Below are 18829 nucleotides of genomic sequence, written 5' to 3'. Positions count from 1 at the left end.
GGGTAGCCCCCTATGGCTATCTGGATTCACTCAATGTACGAGAGAAAATAGTAATCTAATGGGAAACCATCATCCATATCAAACAAAATTGGTAGCGTAAATCAAATGACTTTCCCAGCAGACCCTAATTAACATTATGATTTCCAGATGAGTCATAATATCGACTTTGTCTGCTATTTTTAAATAAGATGCTTGATCCTTGGGGATTTCCTAGAGGGTCAAAGGCATAATTTCTTCTTAGAGGAAGATTGTGTTCTGCTCTTATTTTGTTTTCAATAAAAGTGGCACATATCTCAGATTTAGGTATTGAGGCTGTATTTAAACGAAACCAAGGAGAATTGTTTAATGTTTTATTCCATGAATCTTGCACATGAGCTAATTCGTGCCCCAATCCAACGAAACTAGGTCTAGAGTTTCCTGCGACCTCTTCATTATTTGGATTCCAACGAACAAAAGACCCATCCTGTGCCGCAGAGTTATTTCCATTGCTTTGAATAATCTGTACTTTTCGGTGCTATTATAAAGTTATTAAAAAAAATAGTCGGGGGCATGCCACGGCTATTTTTTTAACTTACACAATTTATTGGATGGTGCCTATACATCCATTATCAAATAGCTCTCAGTCATAGCCTCCTCTCTATTTTTCCATTGTATAAATAGTGTTTTATTTGACTGAATTGCAATAGAATCCACAATAAGCCCGGGATAGGCTTTAGGCAAAAGATTGATTCCGACTTTTTGTTGTTTTTTATTAATTAGGTTTTCAATAATAATTATTGAATCTTCTGTTTCCCCTTTATAGACAATTAGGGAGTCCTTCATTTTAATTATTAAAGGGTTCTCGAAATATAAAGATTTTCTATCTGTCATGAGAAAAACATTTACAAAAGAGCAACTTGTTCCACAGCCTTGAGTAATGTAAATGCCTACATCTTTCTCAAAATATCCTTGTGCATTTCCATCGGGAAGTATTTTTATGGTATCCATATATGGATTTTCTTTTCCTCCCCATTTCGCTAAATAAGAAATATATGCAATTTTTTCTAATTTTAAGGAAACACCCTCTTCGTTAAGCCTAAATGTACTATCAACAGCCTCAAACCTAACAGGGAAAAAGGTATTCTCCTTTAGACCTGTACCATGTTTTTCTACGTTATTACATGACAACAAGAAGAAAAGTATGATAAAACATCCCCGCTTCATATCTAGTTGTATTTATAAAATTTAAAATCCTTACTACTTACTCCTTTTATACTTACTTCTTTTAATACTGAGGTCCACCCGGGTGCTTTAATATATGGACTATAAAAGAATAAAGCACCATTAGCTGTAACTGTTGGAGGTTCCGGTAACGGCTCAGCTATTTGCCCGATTTTCAGGAGAGACGTTAACCTTATTTTGTAAAGGGGTTTTCCCATTTTTTATTTTCTGCAATCTTAAATAAATGTTCAAATGTTAGCTCGGGCTTTCGTGTAGCAATATTTAGTAAAAAACCAATTTCTCTAAATATATTAATAACAAAAAAGTTGTCATCGTAGAAATAATCAAGATAATCATAGTCTTGCATATCTATTGCGTATTTATCAGCATATTTTTCTAAAAAGATTTCAATATCATCAGAAGCGACCCTCATTTGCCTGATTGTGTCATCTAACGATTTAGGCCTGACGCCCCAAGTCAGGTTAGCAATTTCCTTGACCTCTTTCAAAAAGATATTTCTGTCCATATTATTTTCTTGTTTGCACGTATTGTAAAGGGATAGTTCGGCCGGTGGGAATAATAATATTCCTTGATAGAATACTACCAACATCTCTACTCATGGTCCCTAAACCATTTAGAGGGGTAGGAACTCTAAACGGTAGTTTACCTAAGTTGCCTTGTAATGCGACACTAACTGGTGTAGTCATCATATTTGATTTACCTAATACTTTTAGGCCCAAACTTGCTTTAGAAACCGGCATTACCTTTCTTGTCAGCATAGCTTCACCAACTTTTTCACTTCCGTATCCTAAGTCGTATGCCATTTCTCCAAGAGTCATATCAGGGATACCCTCTATATAATTCTCCACAGCCATACCCATATTAGCTCTCATAAAAGCTCCTTGAGCATTGGGGGATGTCATTTGCATCATATTTACAACTCCTTGTCCTAAGTTAGACCACCCCTGAGTTGTAGTTAAGCTGCCCAAAAATTGCCCGGTTTCTTGAAATCCTCCCATCACCCCCATACCAAAGGCCATGTTTGCCGGCATTCCGGAGGCAACCTCTCTATTTGTGATAGGGTTGGATTGATTTGTTTGCCACTCTGAACCAGTCCATGTCCTTGAACCTTCTGCATTGGTTACTTCTGCCCCTACAGCATACATTTCTTTAGCTTCTTCCCCTGTGGGCAAGTAGGGCAATTACCATCTGGGTCAGTCCAAATCAGCGGATGGTTGAATACATAGCTGTAATTGGAGTAATTGTAATACAATTTAGCTCAGGAACGTAAGTCCCATTTTGTATTATAAAATTTGCATCATTTACATAATTCTTCAAATTGTAAGAATTCTTACCAAGCGCGTCCATTACACTTTTTCCGTGCTTACCAAAATGTACTACTGCTTCATCACTGCTAAACTTCAAAAAGTTAGCTCCCGTCTTAGCAGCTCTCTAAGCTACTCTTGTTCTACACCTATACCCTTAGCCCAAAACTCCAATTTTTGACCTTCATAAAATTCCAAATAAAAATACCCTTTGCCATCTTCTGAAACCTCAATTAAATCCCCATTAAGTTGAGTTCTTCCTCTGTATAAATTATCAAGTGTTAACCCCTCTATTTCTTTCACATTAAAAAAATCTATTGTAGTTATTTTGACCTCTGTAAATTTTAAGGACAATAAAAGACCATCAATCAGGTTTTTAAAAACGATTAATAATATACTATCAGAGTAAGAAATCTTTTCACAACTGTAATCATTATGAAAGTCGTAATAATGATTATTATAATCATACTGTGCTAAGTTTTTTATAAACTCTATTGATATTGCTGCTTTCATATTAGTTGCCAAATTTTTCTAAGTATTTTCTAATTATTCTTATCTCTTGTTGTGTCATTGGAACAGCCTCTTTTGATGCTCGACTTATGCTCCGCACTTGCCCATTGAAAAAGTTCTTATTGTAAATCTGCATATGAGGCGTTGGAACATTGCCATGAGCTCTACCCGCCAAATCAAATCTTATCTGTTTCGTAGGTGTACCTAATGTGATAGAATTTTTGCCTCCATTCAATTTTACTAAGTCATCGGCCTGTTGTGCTAATGTCTTTGTGAAGTTCCCTCCCGCCTTAGCGGCATCCTTTGCCGCAAACCATGATTTTAAGCTTGACGCTAAATTAAAAACTCCTCTTTGAAGAGCACGGATACTGCTGACAATTCCATAGGTTTCGAGCAAATTAGCGACTAAAAATTGTTCATTGACCTTCTGGGAGAGATCCATGCCGTCCATGCAGGGCGGTTGATCAGGGCCGCCACAATCTCCGCCATTACCCTGGGTTTCATATTGGGAGATGTCCGGCATATGGTTGGAAGGAAGGTTATTTCCAGATTCCCCTGCTTTTTTCCTCCCCCGCATATCCTCAAAGAACGCTGCGATATCTTCCGGGTCACTGGTTTCCAGGCCACCGTTTATTCGCACCCATTTCCCGTTAGGGTCCGTGTTAGACAGGGCATTATTCAGCGTATAGCTAAATGCAGAATACGCATAATACTGCTCCGCCATCGGATCCACCTTATCCCACCTGCCAATCGCCGGGTTATACACCCTCGCCCCAAAGTTAATCCTGTTGAGGTTAAAGGTAGATTCTTTTTCCTTCCCTTGCAACTCCCAGCGGTTCTGAACGGAATTTACTACTCCCGTACCATTTAAACGTACTCCCCAGGGGTCAAAGTCTGTGGCGGCGGTTTTTTGCAGGGCAGAGCCGTTGGCACGGAAGCTGACGCGGGTATTGCCCAGGTGATCCTGGTAATCGAATTCGTAGATCCAGGTGCCGCCGGAGTAAATGGCGCGGCCGTCAGGTACGGTCATCTGGTAGGTGCTTCCGTTTTTGAAGACAAAGATGTCGGCATACTCCCAGTATTCCCCGGTACTGTACTCGGCTTTGAGCAGCTCGTCGTTGCCATTGTAGGTGTATTTGATCCAGCGGGAGGAGGTAAGGGTGATCTCATCGGGCTGGTTGAGGTAACTGCTGTAGCTGATGTTCGTGATCTGGCTGTTGTCGTCGGTTTTGAGGCTGCCGTTATTGTAATAGGTATAGTTACCGCTACCATTGGGAATAAGGTCTACGTCATAACCGGTAGCGACGGTATCGGCCACGTTGGTGAGGCGGTTACCACTGTAAGTATAGCGCAGGCGGTCAATGGCCCCGAAGGTAGAGGTGCCGGTTTTCCCGGAGCGGTTCAGGCCGGTGATGTTGCCGTTACGGTCATACTTCAGGTGCATCAGGTTGTAGTTTTCGCCGCTGAGGCCGGAGTAAGAAGCACTTTTGAGCCGTTGGGCCGCGTCATAGGCGAAGGTGTAGGTACGCAGGCCAACGGGGCTGTTGCTGAGCACGTGGTTCCAGTGCTGCTTGCCAATGGAGCCGTCCCAGCGCAGGGCCGTTTCGTATTCCAGCTTGTAGCTGAAGAGGTCGCCCTGGGCGGAGGCCGGCACCGCATTTTTAGAGGCATCCAGGTTAATGCCCAGCAGTCCGCCGCGCAGGTGCCAGGCCAGATCAACAGTCTGCAGCCCGCTGATGGAGGTGCCCGAGGCCGAGTAGGAGCCGTTGGGCAGGTACTTTTTCTGCGTCATGCGCCCGGCTTCGTCGTAGGCATAGCGGATGATCTCGGTGGGAGTGGTGTTAATGCCGTGGTAGGTTTTGGTTACGCGGCCGGCATAGTCGTAGTCGTGATGCGTTTTTACATTGACGGTTCCGGTGGCAAACGGGTAGGTGACCTCTTCTTTGAGTACCTCTCCCGCAAAGTTGAACTGGTAGTTTTTGACGATCACGTTGTAATGATTGCCCACGCTTTTCTGGTGCACATGCTGGGTCTGGATCTGCCGGTTCAGGTCATCGTAATAGTAGGTGTCGGTATAGTAAACGGCATCGTTGCGGCTGTTGCGCTTGGCAATACCGGTCAGCAGTCCTTTGGCATCGGTTTTCGGACTGTAGAAAGCGCCGGTGGGTTTAAAAGCAAACTCAGAGGCGATAAAGTAGTAGTTGTCATAAAAATAGTATCGCTCTATTTCATCCTGCACGGGTTTGAGCGAAGTCGGGAAGCTGACCTCGGTATAGGCCCAGTCTACCCATTTTTCATGAATCTGAGCCTGGCTGTTAAACAGGTTCTGGGCCGCGGCGCGGGTGGTGGTTCTGGCCATTTCGCCCTTCGCAATTTCCCGGTCATGAGCATCGTACTGGTAGAAAGTCCAGCGGTTAAGAGTGAACTGGTGGGCATTTTGGGTCATGACAGGGCGGTCAGCCAGGTCATAGACAATTTCGGTCCAGCCCTCGCCGGGAATATGCTTTCGGATAACCCGGTTGCGGTCATCGTACTCGTAGGCAAAAACATATTTCTGCCATACGTCAGAATCTTTGGTGATGCCCGCGTCTAAGGCATAGGCTTCAGGCTGAAGTACGGCCAGCAGGTTACCGCCCGGGTGAAAGATGAAATACGTGCCCAGGTCCTGGGTGCCGTCGTTCTGTGTCTTGAGGATAACGTTCCCGAAGCGGTCGGTAATTTCGCGGGTAATATTGCCCTGCTCATCGGTGAAGGTCTTCTTAAAAAGAGTGCCGGCAGGATAGTTACCGTTTCGTACAATATCGCCGGAGCTATTGATCTCGTAAATCCTGCTCAGGACCATTTCGGCAGCACCTTCGGCGGTTTGTACCCTTTTGGTGTTGGTGGCCCAGGCCAGGCCGGGGCCATAGTTGTCGCGTTCGCGGTTCAGCGGCGAGTTGTCGAAGCCTGTGCTGCCTGAAGTAGAAAGCCCCTCGTGGGAGGAGTACGGCTGGTTGTCGCCATAGAAGCTTACCCCCAGGCTGTGGGTGGTGGTCTTGTAGGCGCCATCGTTAGCCGTGGTCGGTACGGGCAGGTAGTCACGTTGCATGCGGCTGTATTTGTCGTATTCGGTATATTTCAGCACCTGGTCTTTCTGCAGGGGCGACTGCCGGTAACCCAGCGTTTGTACCGGGCGGCCCAGGCCATCGTAGTATTGAATGGTGATCAGGGCTTTGGCGGCGTCAGAAGCGTCGGCTTCTGAGGTGCTGGCTACCCGGTATTTACTATGGGTTACTGCGGTATAGCCGGCTGAAAACGTCTGTGCAGCAGCCGTAAGGCCTGCTGCCAGCAGGCCGGAGAAAATAAGCGTGAACTTTTTCATGATCAGGTTATGGGTTAATAGTGGCGTAATTGTACCGGTACAGGTCGGTGATATTACCGTTATTGTCTTTCGCGCTTCTGAGCCGCAGCAGGCCGTCATAGGTGTATGAAGTCAGTGTACCCTGTGGCGAAACCGTGGCACTGAGACCTACATGCGGCCGGTGCGCATACCAGGTGATCATGCCGTAGGGAAAAGATGCCTGAAGGTTGCGGATACGGGTGGTTTCAGTAGAGGTAAAGACCGGTACACTCATATTGGCAGGAGTGATACCGGCCGTGGTCATGGCTGCATCGGCATCTGTTTTAGACACATTTCTCATCTCGGCAATCAGCAGGGAAGAATTATAGCCCCATACCAGGGCCACAGAGATCTTTTTGTCGTCGAGGTAATAGGCCAGCGGTTTACCGTTGGTAGCGTAGTCGGTGTAAGTAACGCGGCGTTGCCATATTCCTCCCGCCGGGGCGTTCCAGATCTCTTTCAGGAGTATATTATTGGTAAACCCCCGCGCATTGGTTCCGGGAAACAGGCTGAATACCCGTTCTTCACTGTAAACAGTATAGTTTACAGAAGATACGCTATGGAAAATAAACGTATTTAGCGGAATGTTAAGCATATTCCGGGCTGCCAAAGCCGCAGAACCGGGGTCGGGAGAGGAAGAATAGGGATAAAAATATATTTCCCATATTGTTTCTCCGGTTCTGCTGCTAAGCGTTTCTTTTGAACTGACCAGCAGGTTAGAAGTGTAGGAGGTGTTTTCAATGGTACGGACGCCGTCTTTCACCGATCGTTTCTGAACAGGGAGTTTGATACCGGAATGGTAAGTTACAGGCAGATATTTGATAGACGGTTTAGAGGGTTGGTAAGTAGTAGGGCAGGGGACACTGCTTCCGACCACGTTATCGAAAATAAAAGGATTGGTGACAAATGCGGCGGCAAGCTGGCTATTGGTGGCCAGTTCACTGTATTCAAGTGTATCTGCCGCTACCAGCAGGTTGTCTTTGTTGTAAACGGCTTTGCTGAGCAGGTTGCCCCTGAGCCAGGGTTTTACGGTTCGGGTAGCATAATTGATATCGGTAACAATGACATCGGCTGTAAAATCAAAATTGTATACATTACGGCCGTTCTTCTGGGTGTCAGATGACTCTTCGAAAAATTCGGTAACGGCCGTGTAGTAGATTACTGCGGCGTCCATGGTGTAAATAGACGTATTGGGGCCATCCTGGGTAAAAGTGGCCTGTTTGGCAGAGGAACCGGGCGGGCTGGGCGGGTCAAACGGGCCCCTGGTGTAGTCAAGATCCTGCAGTAAGGGTTGCTGGGGGTCGTTGGGTTTCCAATTGGTGGCAATTAACCCTACACCCGCGCCGTCAGAAGAGGAGTATTCATACCTTTTAAGCGTGCTTTTGCTCCCGGTTGTACTTTTGATCGATTTTACTCTCAATCCTGCGCCATACTTCTCCGTACCCAGAAACTTGTATTTATTGGTTTCATATTAGTTTCAGACGGCTGTTAGTGCTGCCGTACGTGAAGTAACCGTAATTAAACTTGATGACTTTGATGAGCTTTTTTATACTGCTTTCATAATTATAAACATTGATTTGTTTCAGGAAGTGGCTTTGGGTCTGGTCAAGGCGTTCACCTGTAGAAGACTGAATAAACTCAATTTCACCGTTGGGAAAAGTTATCTTGTAGGGGTTTCTTTGGGTAATGACTGAATTTCTGTTCGACTGGACAGGAATCGATAAGGTAGTATTGGTATAATAGCCCCCTGAAGGTGAGGCATTATAAATAAAAGAAGTGGTCCAGGTATTTTCACTATACAGCATATTTCCGCCTGCCTGGTACGTGTAGGTAATCTGGTCATCGGTGTCCGGCGATTTGACCTCTGTCAGCAGCCAGCTTCCGGTATAATTCATAGAAAGCCCTGATGCGGTCACATTCTGCGTTTCTTTTTCGGCAAACCGGTATTCCGTACCCAGGTCATCCACAACAGTAAATGACTGAATAGCCCCTGAGCTGAAATTATAGGAAATATTTACCGGGTAGTCCGGTATTTTCATTAAATAACGCGTAATAAACTTTCCGCTACGGGTAGGTGTGGAGTAGGAAAAGATGTCGGGTTGGGCGTCAAAGTTGTTTGCTGACACCTGCATTCCATAGGTATAATCATTGGTATTATAGCAGAAATCCTTACTGGAAGTAATGGCCCCGCTATAGTTGAGATATCCTCCCGGTCCGTCATCTGCCAGGCCTTGCACATTGCGGCTCATGGAAGCCCCCAGATCCAGCGCCCAGCCCAGGCCTACCCAGGAGGCATGCTCATGTACCTTAAAGCCGGAGGCATGGTAACGTAAGGTTACGGGCATGGAGAGCTTGCCGTTGGTAATGGTATGCAGGGGTATGCTGATGTCCGGAATGCCCGTGGCTAAATTGACCTGGTAGTCTCCAAACTTCTGAATGCTGGCGGCGTTGGGTGAGAGCGGGGAGTACTGGGGAAGGATATTTCCTCCATAACCGGAGAGAAGTGATACAGATGACCGGGCCGTGGAGTCTTTAAGTACTTTCTCATCTTGTGCAAACGAAGGGCGGAAAAGGATGATCCCCAGGAGGACCAGGATTTTTTTTGAAGTAAACATGGTGTGATACATTATAGGTGAAATTGCTCATTTACATGGGATTATAAAGCTTTGAAAGATTTATGAAACGAAGTTATATAAAAATATTTCAATTTTTTATTAAAATGATAATATTTTATTCAACGGTATCCGGTTGCTTCGCCGACCGCCCGGATAGGTTCGTTTCTAGTGTTCATGTCCGCCTGTATTTGATAGTCTGGCATTGATGAAGAAAGCTCCTTTTATTACTATTTGTGCATGGCCGGGAATATCCTGCATAAAAGTTACTGCGGTATAGCCCATAGTAGAAACGCCTTTTACCACTTCGACTTTTTCAAAGTTTACGTTGTCTCTGGCTTCTTCTTTGTGATCGGTTTCTTTTTTGCCGTGCTGATGGCCGTCTTCTGCTTCCCCGTGATGTTTTTCAGGCTTTTTATCGGTTACCATAAAGATGTAGTATTTCCCGTCTGCATTTACAATAGCCTCGTTGGGTACTGCCGGCGTGGTAATATTGCTCAGGCTTACAATACCTGTGATGTTCATTCCGTCAATCAATCCTGTTTTATTCCCTGTTACGGAAGCATGAACAGAAATTGTTTTACTGTCGTTTTCAAATGATGAGCCGATACTAAAAACCTTTGCATCATATTCATTAACAGGATTGTTAGTCAATGTAAAATGTATAATCTGCCCGGTTTTCATCATGGGTAAATCTTTCTCAAAAACCTGTAAATCCAGATGCAATGAGCTGTTATCTACAATTTCGGCAACAGGCGAAGAAACGTCTGCATAGCTACCTATCTTGGCAAACAGGTTGCTTATTGTTCCGTTCAAAGGGCTTGTAACTACCAGTGCTGATTTCAGGTTGTTGTTTGATACTGAATTTGGATCGATACCCATTAATTGTATTTGCTGCTGCAACGATGCTTTCCGGGTGCGAAGTGTATTGAGCTCTGCTGTTGCATTCTGTAAATTTTTCAAAGCACCTGCATTGCCCGAGCTGAGTTCCTGTTGCCGTTGTACTTCCTGCTCTGCAAAGGTTATTCTGCTGCCAATGGTCAGGTATTCTTCCTGCAGCTGGATAAACTGCGGATTGGCAATAGTGGCTATCACTTGTCCTTTCCGTACATAATCGCCAATTTGAACATTCAGGGTCCTGATTACTCCACCATACAGTGAAGTTGCATTGCCTTTGTTATTGTTTGGCACCCGCAACATCCCATTTGCTTTTATAGTAGCTGTGAGCTCTTTGCTTTCTACTGTGCCAAATTGTATATCCACCGCTTTTATCTGTTCTTGCGTGAGGGTGGCAATGGTTAGCGGTGCTTCTTCGGGATTAGCTTCGTTTGAAATTACCGCCTCCCCGGACTTTTCCTCATCAGGTGAATGACTGTTCTTGTTGCCACAACTGCTTAACAGGACATTCAGCAACAATACAAATGCTATTGATTTTTTTATTTTGAAATACATACCGATCTACTGATTAATTAATGAATAAATATGGATTACCGACTGATTTACCTGCTGAATGCTTTTCAGGTAATTCAACTGTATATCTGTAGCTGTCTGCAAAGCATAGAGATACTCTACATAGCTGATGTCACCCGTACGATAACCCGACTGTGCTGCTGAAACGATATCGTTTGCATGGGGCAGGGCTTGTTGCTGATAATATTTGAACTGCTGCAAATCCTGCTGATATTGCTGCATGGCGGTTTGCAATTGTGTTTGTAACAAAATCTGCTGTTGCTGTGCGCCGGCCTGTGCCGCTTGCTTTTGATAGTCCCAGGATTTTATTCTTGCCTGGGTTGCTCCGGCTGTCAAAGGAATGGCAATGCCAATGTTTACCGAACTGAACCGGTTGCCCCGGTTAAAATACTTCTCCTGTCCGTTTACGGTTTGAAAGCCTGTCAGAGATTGATTGACATACCCCACTGTAAAATCGGGTAAGCTCCGGGCTTTTTCTACTTTTTTTGCCTGCTCTGCAATCACAACATCCTGATATAGCGCTTTTATAGCAGGGTGGCCGGCTATGACTGAGCTATCTGACAGAACGCTTATCTGCAAGGGCTGAAATTCGGCATCGTTGCTTACATCAAACGGTTCATCGGTATTCATCAGGGCCTGTAAGTATTGACGGGCGTTTTGTAAATACACTCCGTTCTGTTTCAGCAATAAATTGATCTCGCCCTGCTTTGCCTGTGCTGTACTGATTTCAACCTTTTTTGTATCACCTGTTTTGTAACGCAGCTCCGCCACTTTGATAAAATCAAGGTACAAGCTGTTCAAATCCAGTAATTGCTTTTGATTGTGTTGCAGGTATTGAATTTGGTAGTAGGATGTCCGTACCTGATTTTTTAATTCAAGTACGGTTATCTCACTTTGCAGTTCTTTACTTTTTACTTCGGCATTTATAAGTTCTTTTCTGGCACCAAACAGCGTAGGGAAAGGTATTGTTTGTACAATCTGAAAAGACTGGTCAAATTTGATACTGTTGTATTGACCCGCCTGTGTATTAACATCCAGCTTCGGCAATTCGCCCGATGTTTTATTCAGGCTCCGGGCTGATTTTATTTCAAAGTCTTTTGCCTTGATGTTACCATTGTTTTGCAGGGCTATGTTTATGGCGTCTTCTATACCAATAACTTTTTTTGTTTGGGCGTTGGCGCTGAAGCCCGGCCCCGAAAGTAGCCATAGCAGTAGGGTTATAACTGATTTCATTTTTGCTGTTTTCCTGAAATTGATTTTGTATTGAATATGATGTAGAGCAGCGGCAATACAAACAGTGTAAGGAATGTAGCCGTTATCAAGCCACCAATGACTACTGTTGCCAATGGTTTTTGTACTTCTGCTCCTGCTCCTGTGCTTAATGCCATAGGTAAAAAACCCAAACTGGCTACGGTTGCCGTCATGAGTACAGGTCTTAATCGTTCTTTTGTCCCGTCAGATACCCGTTTTAAAATGTCTGTAACTCCGTCTTTTTCTGATTGGTTGAAAGTTCCGATCAACACAATTCCGTTTAATACGGCTACACCAAATAAGGCAATGAAACCGATACCTGCGGAAATGCTGAACGGCATACTGCGAAGCCATAAAGCGAACACACCACCTATGGCACTCATTGGGATTGCGGTAAAAATCAGACATGCCTGCCGGAGCGAACGGAAGGTAAAGTACAAGAGTGAAAAAATAAGAAGCAAAGATGCCGGAACGGCTATCATCAGCCGCCGGCCTGCTTTCTGTAAATTCTCAAACTGTCCGCCATAAGTAAAGTAATAACCTGCGGGTAATTTTATTTGTGTGTTCAATTTTTGCTGAATATCATCTACCACGCTTTGAACATCCCTGCCCGATACATTGAAACCGATAACTATTCTTCGTTTGCCTGCTTCACGGCTGATTTGTGCTGCTCCCAATTTGTAGTTGATTGCTGCTACCTGTGATAACGGAATTTGATAGCCTGTGCTGGTCGGTATGGTTAAGTTGCTGACATCGTCTATATCGGTTCTGTAAGCACTGTCTAAACGAACCACCAGATCAAAGCGTCTTTCATTTTCAAAAACCTGTCCTGCACTTTTACCTGCAAATGCGGCGCTTACTATATGGTTTATATCTTCTACGGTGATGCCGTAATTGGCAAGCCTTGTTCTGTTGTACTCCACATGGATTTGAGGCAATCCGCTTATCCGCTCTACCTGCGGTGCAGTAACACCGTCCACACTTTGTATTACCTGGCTAACTTTGCCGGCATAAACGGAAAGGCTGTCTAAATCTTCCCCGAAAATCTTTACTGCCACATCCTGCCTTATGCCTGTCATTAATTCATTGAAACGCATCTGAATGGGTTGGTTTTTTTCAAAGAATACGCCCGGAATAACTTCTAAGGCTTCATTGATTTCATCGGCTAACCGGGTATAGCTTTTTGAGGTTTTCCATTCTTTTTGCGGTTTCAGGATGATCATTAAATCGGTAGCTTCCGGAGGCATGGGGTCTGTTGGAACTTCTGCTGACCCCGTTTTACCTACTACCATTTTTACCTCGTCAAATTCTTTGATAATCCGTGAAGCCTGCATGGATGTTTCAATACTCTGACTCAGTGAGCTGCCTTGTGGTAATATGCAATGAAAAGCAAAGTCGCCCTCCTGCAATTGGGGTATGAACTCACCTCCCAGATTTTTGAAGATAAAAAGACTGATTGTAAAAAGTAAAACGGTACTGCCGGTAATGGCATATTTTACGGTAATCGCTTTTTGCAAAAGGGCCTGATAAATGCCTTGCAGAAAGTGTATCATTTTATCCGAAAAGGTTTTCCTGCGGGAAATATTTTTTGACAGGAATAATGCACACATCATCGGTATATAGGTCAGGGACAGGATCAATGCTCCTGAAATGGCAAAGCCAACGGTTTTAGCCATAGGTGTAAACATTTTGCCCTCAACGCCTGCCAGCGTAAGTATAGGAATATAAACCACCAGGATAATGATTTCGCCAAACGCTGCGCTGTTACGGATTCTGGAAGCGGAAACAAACACCTCTTCGTCCATTTCCTGTTGTGTTAATCTATGGATTGACTTTCGTAAACCCAAATGGTGCAATGTGGCTTCTACAATGATCACTGCGCCGTCCACGATTAATCCGAAGTCGATAGCTCCCAGGCTCATCAGGTTGGCACTTACTCCGAAAACATTCATAAGTCCCAATGCAAACAGCATGGATAAGGGAATGGCAGAAGCGACAATTAACCCTGCCCTCAGATTCCCTAAAAACAGTACCAATACAAAAATGACTATCAGCGCTCCTTCAATCAGGTTCTTTTCTACGGTACGGATAGCCCGGCCTACCAAATCGGTACGGTCTAAATAGGGTTCTATCACAACATCGTCGGGCAATGATCTTTGGATTTCGGGAATTTTTTCTTTGATGCGTTGCACCACTTCGTGACTGTTTGCTCCTTTGAGCATCATTACCACACCGCCAACGGCATCAACTTCGCCGTTATAGGTCATTGCGCCATAACGAACCGCACTGCCGAACTGAACATTGGCAACGTCTTTTATGAATATGGGAATGCTGCCGTTTGTGTTTTTTACGGCTATGTTCGCTACATCTTCCAACGAAGTAATCCAACCAATGCCCCGAATGAAGTAGGCATTGGGTTTCTTGTCAATGTATGCACCGCCTGTATTCTGATTGTTCTTTTCAAGGGCATTGAAAATATCGTTAATGCTTACGCCCATTGCTTTTAGACGGTCCGGGTTTACGGCTACTTCGTATTGTTTCACCTCGCCCCCGAAACTATTTACTTCGGCTATGCCTTTTGTTCCGTTCAGTTGCCGGGCTACAATCCAATCCTGCATGGTACGCAGGTCTTTGGCGTTATATTTCCCTTCACTTCCTTTTTGGGGATGCAGGATATATTGATACACTTCGCCCAATCCTGTGCTTACAGGCGCCAGCATAGGTGTGCCGATGCCTTTCGGTATGTTTTCTTCTGCTTCTTTCAGCTTTTCATTGACGAGCTGCCGGGCAAAATAGATATCTGTATCCTCGTCAAAAACAACAGTAATAACCGAAAGCCCAAACCTTGAAATACTTCGGGTTTCTTCCAAATCAGGAAGATTGGCAATGCTTTGCTCAATGGGAAATGTAACCAGCTGTTCTACTTCCTGTCCTGCCAGTGCAGGACAAACGGTAATAATCTGCACCTGGTTGTTGGTAATATCAGGCACGGCGTCAATGGGTAGCCTGGTAACGCTCCAACTTCCCCAAATGATGAGTAACAAGGTCATTATACCAATGACTAACTTGTTTTTAATACTGAATTTTATGATACTGTCTAACACAATTCATTGGATTAATACGAACGGATTAAAACTCTTTCTGTTTAGAACAAGAGAATAGTGAATGTACGGAATGACGACGTATACAGCGGTTAACGCATAGCATTATGCCCGCGCCGATAGTACATTAGCCGATATGTATTAAGCCTTAATCTTTGGCGGTTGCCAGATATTTCCGTAATAATTGGAAACGAAAGAAAAATCACGAACAGGGTAAGTGATTTGTGAAGACACCACGAGCTTTGTGATCTGGAATTTATGAGATGTGAATTTCAGATTTACAGATGTACTGCAACAAGTGCAGGTACAGAAAGGGCTGCAATTATCATTGTGGTCTGTATGGTGATTGTGAGCCTGTGAATATTCTTTATAGGCAGTATCATTCTGGCAGTCATTGTATGCATCACTGCAGGGCACTACAGACAATGCCAGAATGTATATGCTGAATATGTATGCAAAAAGCCTCATTCAAGTGCAAAGATAGTAATTAGTTTGGAAAATGAAGGATGTTAATATACACTCTTTCGGCCCTGGTCCGGGAAATAGGGAGCCCTGTTTTTACCGGCTCCAAACAAAACAATATTTGCCCGTTTAATTTGGATTTTTCGGGCATTTGATATTCCTTTGAAGCGTAATTCTACAACAAAAAAAGAGTATCGTTTAATATAGTGGAGTCATGGAGAACGGGGCGGGCTCCTAGTGCGGTCATTCCGCCGGGTATCCTCACAAAATACTTTATTTCTTCCGGATACCCCGGGCTGTTCTTCTTATGGGTCAGGGATTTGCGTGTACAGGGTTAATGAATAATTTATCAATCAATTCAATATGAAAAATGTTCAACGTTTCAGAAGGTATTATCGAAATGCCTTAAGTCCACTTTTACTGATGGGGCTTGTTGTGATGTGTGTGGTGGGTGTGCCTCTTACCGCGGCGGCACACTTTAAGCTGGCGGAAATAAAAGGAACCGTAAAAGATTCGAAAGGGGAAGCGCTCATTGGCGCCACCATTAACGTGAAAGGAAAAAATACCGGTACCATGGCCGATGTGAACGGTAACTTTAGCCTCCAGGCCGAATCAAACGATATCCTGGTGGTTTCTTATGTAGGGTATGTTACCCAGGAGGTTCCGGTAAACGGGCGCTCACTGATTGATATAGTGCTCGCGGATGACCAGAGTATACTGGATGAGGTAGTGGTGGTAGGATACGGTACACAAAAGAAAGCCGACCTTACCGGGGCCATCTCCAACATTAAAACCGATGAGATCATGAAGCAGCCGGCTACTTCGGCCATGCAGTCGATCCAGGGAAAAGTAGCGGGAGCCACCATCATTGCCAACGAAGCACCGGGCTCGTCGCCTACCGTGCTGATCCGCGGTATGGGTACTGCCCTGGGCGGGCGGAATCCGCTGTATATCGTAGACGGCATGCCGGCAGATAACATCAACAATATCCACCCGAACGACATCCAGTCAATGGATATACTGAAAGATGCCTCTTCTGCCTCTATTTATGGTCTGAGAGCAGCTAACGGGGTGGTTATTGTTACCACCAAGAAAGGAAAGGCCGGGAAAACCCAGATCTCTTACGATGGCTACATGGGGACCAAAGGCGTGCTGAACAGGGTGAAAATGGCCGATGCCAGGCAATATACCACCTATTACAACGAGAACCTGGCTTCACTGAACCAGACCTGGCGCCTGGCTGAAAACCAGCCCAACAATACCGACTGGTACGATGAGCTGCTTCAGAACGGTAAGCAAATGAGCCACTCGCTTAACCTTTCCGGCGGCTCGGATAATGTAGACTTTTTCCTGAGCTACAACAACTATGCTGAAGAAGGTATCCTGAAGGGAGCAACGTATAACCGGAATACCCTGCGGAATAACAATACTTACCGCTTTTTTAACAGCAGGCTGAAAATCAACCAGACGCTCAACCTGACCTTCACCGAAGCCAATCCCAAAGCATACGGTAACTTTAACTCTGCGTACCGCCAGTCACCGCTGGTGCCCGTACAGTATGCCAACGGCCGCTACGGACGTTCCATCGTTAACCGCACCACAGGTATTGTCACCTATGAACGTAACGCGGGCGATAACATCGGTAACCTGAACTCTATCGGTAACCCGGTATATGACCTGATGATGCAGAATGAGCTGCAGAACACCAATACACTGCAGGGCGGACTGGAAGCGGAGGTGAAAATCACCGACTACCTGAAGTTTAATTCCCGTTTTGGTGCCACCCGTTATGCCTCCCGGTCACGGAACTTCACCGACACCAAAACCAACTGGCTGAACGCAGACCCTACCCGTACGGAGGCTGAATTCCTGGCTCTGAAAGCGGCTAACCCTGCTACTACCGCCTATGCCAATAACAGTTTGTATGTAGGAAATTCAGAGACGTTCCGTTGGGTCCTGGAAAACTTCCTGACCTTTAACAAGTCGTTTGACAAGCATCACCTGGAAGCTACCGTGGGGATGTCGAGAGAGAAAGTAAACGTAGGAAACGGGATGAACGGCACCGGGTACGACGTGCCTGACCAGGAGCAATACTGGAACATCAACCTGGGCTCCAGCGCTTACCAGAAAATTCTTAACCAGACGTATTATACGCCCCGGGCGCTGGCTTCTTACTTCGGAAGAGTTCAGTACAATTTTGACAGCCGGTATTACCTGACCGCCACCTTACGTCGTGACGGATCAAGCGTTTTCAAAAATAACGAACAATACTGGGGTACTTTCCCGTCGGTGGGCGCTGCCTGGACGGTATCTAACGAAGACTTTATGCAGGATTCGCCTTTTGACCTGCTGAAAGTACGCCTGAACTGGGGTAAGCTGGGTAACCAGGATATCCCGCTGAACGTAAGCCAGATTCTGACCAACCCGGGCAGCAGCAGCTACAACTACGTATTCGGTCCCGGACAGGAGCTGGTTTTCGGAGCCGCTTACGGTACCCCTGCCGTGAATGTGTCGTGGGAGGTAACCGAAGAGACCGGCGCAGGGCTTGACTTCGCGTTCCTGAATCATAAATTGAGCGGGTCACTCGATTACTACCACAAGCTGAACACCAATGCTATTCTGTATGTAACACCGGGATATACGTCTACGTATGAAGGTAACTTTTATGCGCACGGCGCAAAAGTGCTGAACAACGGTATTGAAGCAGCCCTGAACTGGAACAGCACCACGGGCATCGGCCTGAACTATAGTGTGGGCGTGAATTATGCGTATAACAAAAACACCGTGAAAGATGTGACGCCGGCCTATGACGGCCAGACGGGAGGTAGCTTAGGAAACGGACAAATCACCAAGCAGCTGCGGGAAGGTCAGCCGATTTACGGCTGGTGGATGTACGAAGCAAACGGTGTATGGCAAACGCCTGAGGAAATCAAGCAGGGCGTTGCCGTGGGATCACCCAAGCCGGGTTACCTGAAATATGCGGATCAGAACGGCGATGGCGTCATTGACAACAAAGATAAGGTTTTCATGGGCTCTTACCTGCCTACGCATACCTACGGGATCAACATCAGTGCCGACTATAAAAATATCGACCTCTCTATTTACGGATACGGCGTAGGCGGAAATAAAATTTATAACGGCCTGAAAGGTACCCGGATTGACGGTGGTGAGAACGTAACCCTGGAAATGTATGAAAAACGCTGGCACGGAGCGGGAACCAGTACGGTGAACCCCGGCGCTGACCGCGACTCTTACGCTTCCAGCTATTACCTGGAGCCCGGTGCTTTCTTCCGGATCAACAACATCACGCTGGGATATACCCTGAAAAAACTGTATTCCGGAACTTCCAGCCTGAGAATTTATGCTACTGCCCAGAACCCGCTGATATTTACAAAATATACCGGTTTCTCTCCTGAGATAGCGGGTGACGGCGACCCTTCGGGTACAACGGGTGTGGAGCTGGGGGCTTACCCCACCACCAGGAACTTTATTTTGGGCCTTAACATACAGTTTTAATGT

13 protein-coding genes are annotated in these 18829 nt (G+C 45.4%); 1 reads left to right on the top strand and 12 read right to left on the bottom strand.

Translation table 11 applies throughout. From position 1 onward, the window contains the following. Positions 1-124 precede the first annotated feature (124 nt). From AB2U10_RS17290 to AB2U10_RS17235, 12 genes are all read right to left on the bottom strand, one after another. The gene (locus tag AB2U10_RS17290) at positions 125-496 is read right to left on the bottom strand and encodes a M91 family zinc metallopeptidase (protein WP_493820730.1); all 372 of its coding nucleotides are present in this window, start codon (positions 494-496) and stop codon (positions 125-127) included. Positions 497-594: 98 nt separating this feature from the next. Continuing rightward, a complete protein-coding gene (locus tag AB2U10_RS17285) occupies positions 595-1203 on the bottom strand; it encodes a hypothetical protein (protein ID WP_367916110.1) in 609 nt (202 codons plus the stop codon). Between the two features lie 190 nt (positions 1204-1393). Continuing rightward, positions 1394-1726 (bottom strand): DUF1493 family protein, encoded by a 333-nt coding sequence (locus AB2U10_RS17280; protein WP_367916111.1) that lies wholly within the window; start codon positions 1724-1726, stop codon positions 1394-1396. 1 nt (position 1727) lies between these two features. Continuing rightward, positions 1728-2366, bottom strand: a complete 639-nt coding sequence (locus AB2U10_RS17275) for a hypothetical protein (protein WP_367916112.1) — start codon at positions 2364-2366, stop codon at positions 1728-1730. A 291-nt stretch (positions 2367-2657) separates the two neighbouring features. Further along, the gene (locus AB2U10_RS17270; protein WP_367916113.1) at positions 2658-3038 is read right to left on the bottom strand and encodes a hypothetical protein; all 381 of its coding nucleotides are present in this window, start codon (positions 3036-3038) and stop codon (positions 2658-2660) included. Position 3039: 1 nt separating this feature from the next. Beyond that, positions 3040-6396 (bottom strand): DUF6443 domain-containing protein, encoded by a 3357-nt coding sequence (locus AB2U10_RS17265; RefSeq protein WP_367916114.1) that lies wholly within the window; start codon positions 6394-6396, stop codon positions 3040-3042. A gap of 7 nt (positions 6397-6403) precedes the next feature. Then, entirely contained in the window at positions 6404-7834 is a 1431-nt protein-coding gene (locus tag AB2U10_RS17260; RefSeq protein WP_367916115.1) for a hypothetical protein, read from the bottom strand. A gap of 46 nt (positions 7835-7880) precedes the next feature. After that, positions 7881-9029 (bottom strand): hypothetical protein, encoded by a 1149-nt coding sequence (locus AB2U10_RS17255; RefSeq protein ID WP_367916116.1) that lies wholly within the window; start codon positions 9027-9029, stop codon positions 7881-7883. 165 nt (positions 9030-9194) lie between these two features. Continuing rightward, positions 9195-10478, bottom strand: a complete 1284-nt coding sequence (locus AB2U10_RS17250; RefSeq protein ID WP_367916117.1) for an efflux RND transporter periplasmic adaptor subunit — start codon at positions 10476-10478, stop codon at positions 9195-9197. Positions 10479-10484: 6 nt separating this feature from the next. Beyond that, entirely contained in the window at positions 10485-11729 is a 1245-nt protein-coding gene (locus tag AB2U10_RS17245; RefSeq protein WP_367916118.1) for a TolC family protein, read from the bottom strand. Then, complete coding sequence (locus AB2U10_RS17240; protein ID WP_367916119.1) at positions 11726-14851, bottom strand: efflux RND transporter permease subunit; 3126 nt, start codon at positions 14849-14851, stop codon at positions 11726-11728. The genes AB2U10_RS17245 and AB2U10_RS17240 overlap by 4 nt, the downstream gene beginning before the upstream one ends. 138 nt (positions 14852-14989) lie before the next feature. Then, on the bottom strand, positions 14990-15316 hold the full coding sequence (locus AB2U10_RS17235) for a DUF6660 family protein (protein ID WP_367916120.1): 327 nt from the start codon (positions 15314-15316) through the stop codon (positions 14990-14992). Positions 15317-15673: 357 nt separating this feature from the next. Here AB2U10_RS17235 and AB2U10_RS17230 point away from each other — a divergent pair, with 357 nt between their 5' ends. Next, positions 15674-18826, top strand: coding sequence for a SusC/RagA family TonB-linked outer membrane protein (locus tag AB2U10_RS17230; RefSeq protein ID WP_493820728.1), 3153 nt, complete (start codon positions 15674-15676; stop codon positions 18824-18826). Positions 18827-18829 lie beyond the last annotated feature (3 nt).

Origin of the sequence: Leadbetterella sp. DM7, from assembly GCF_040829825.2 — a bacterium.
GTDB lineage: Bacteria > Bacteroidota > Bacteroidia > Cytophagales > Spirosomataceae > Leadbetterella.
Note: the sequence above shows the minus strand (reverse complement) of the source record. Positions and strands in the feature narration are given on the sequence as shown.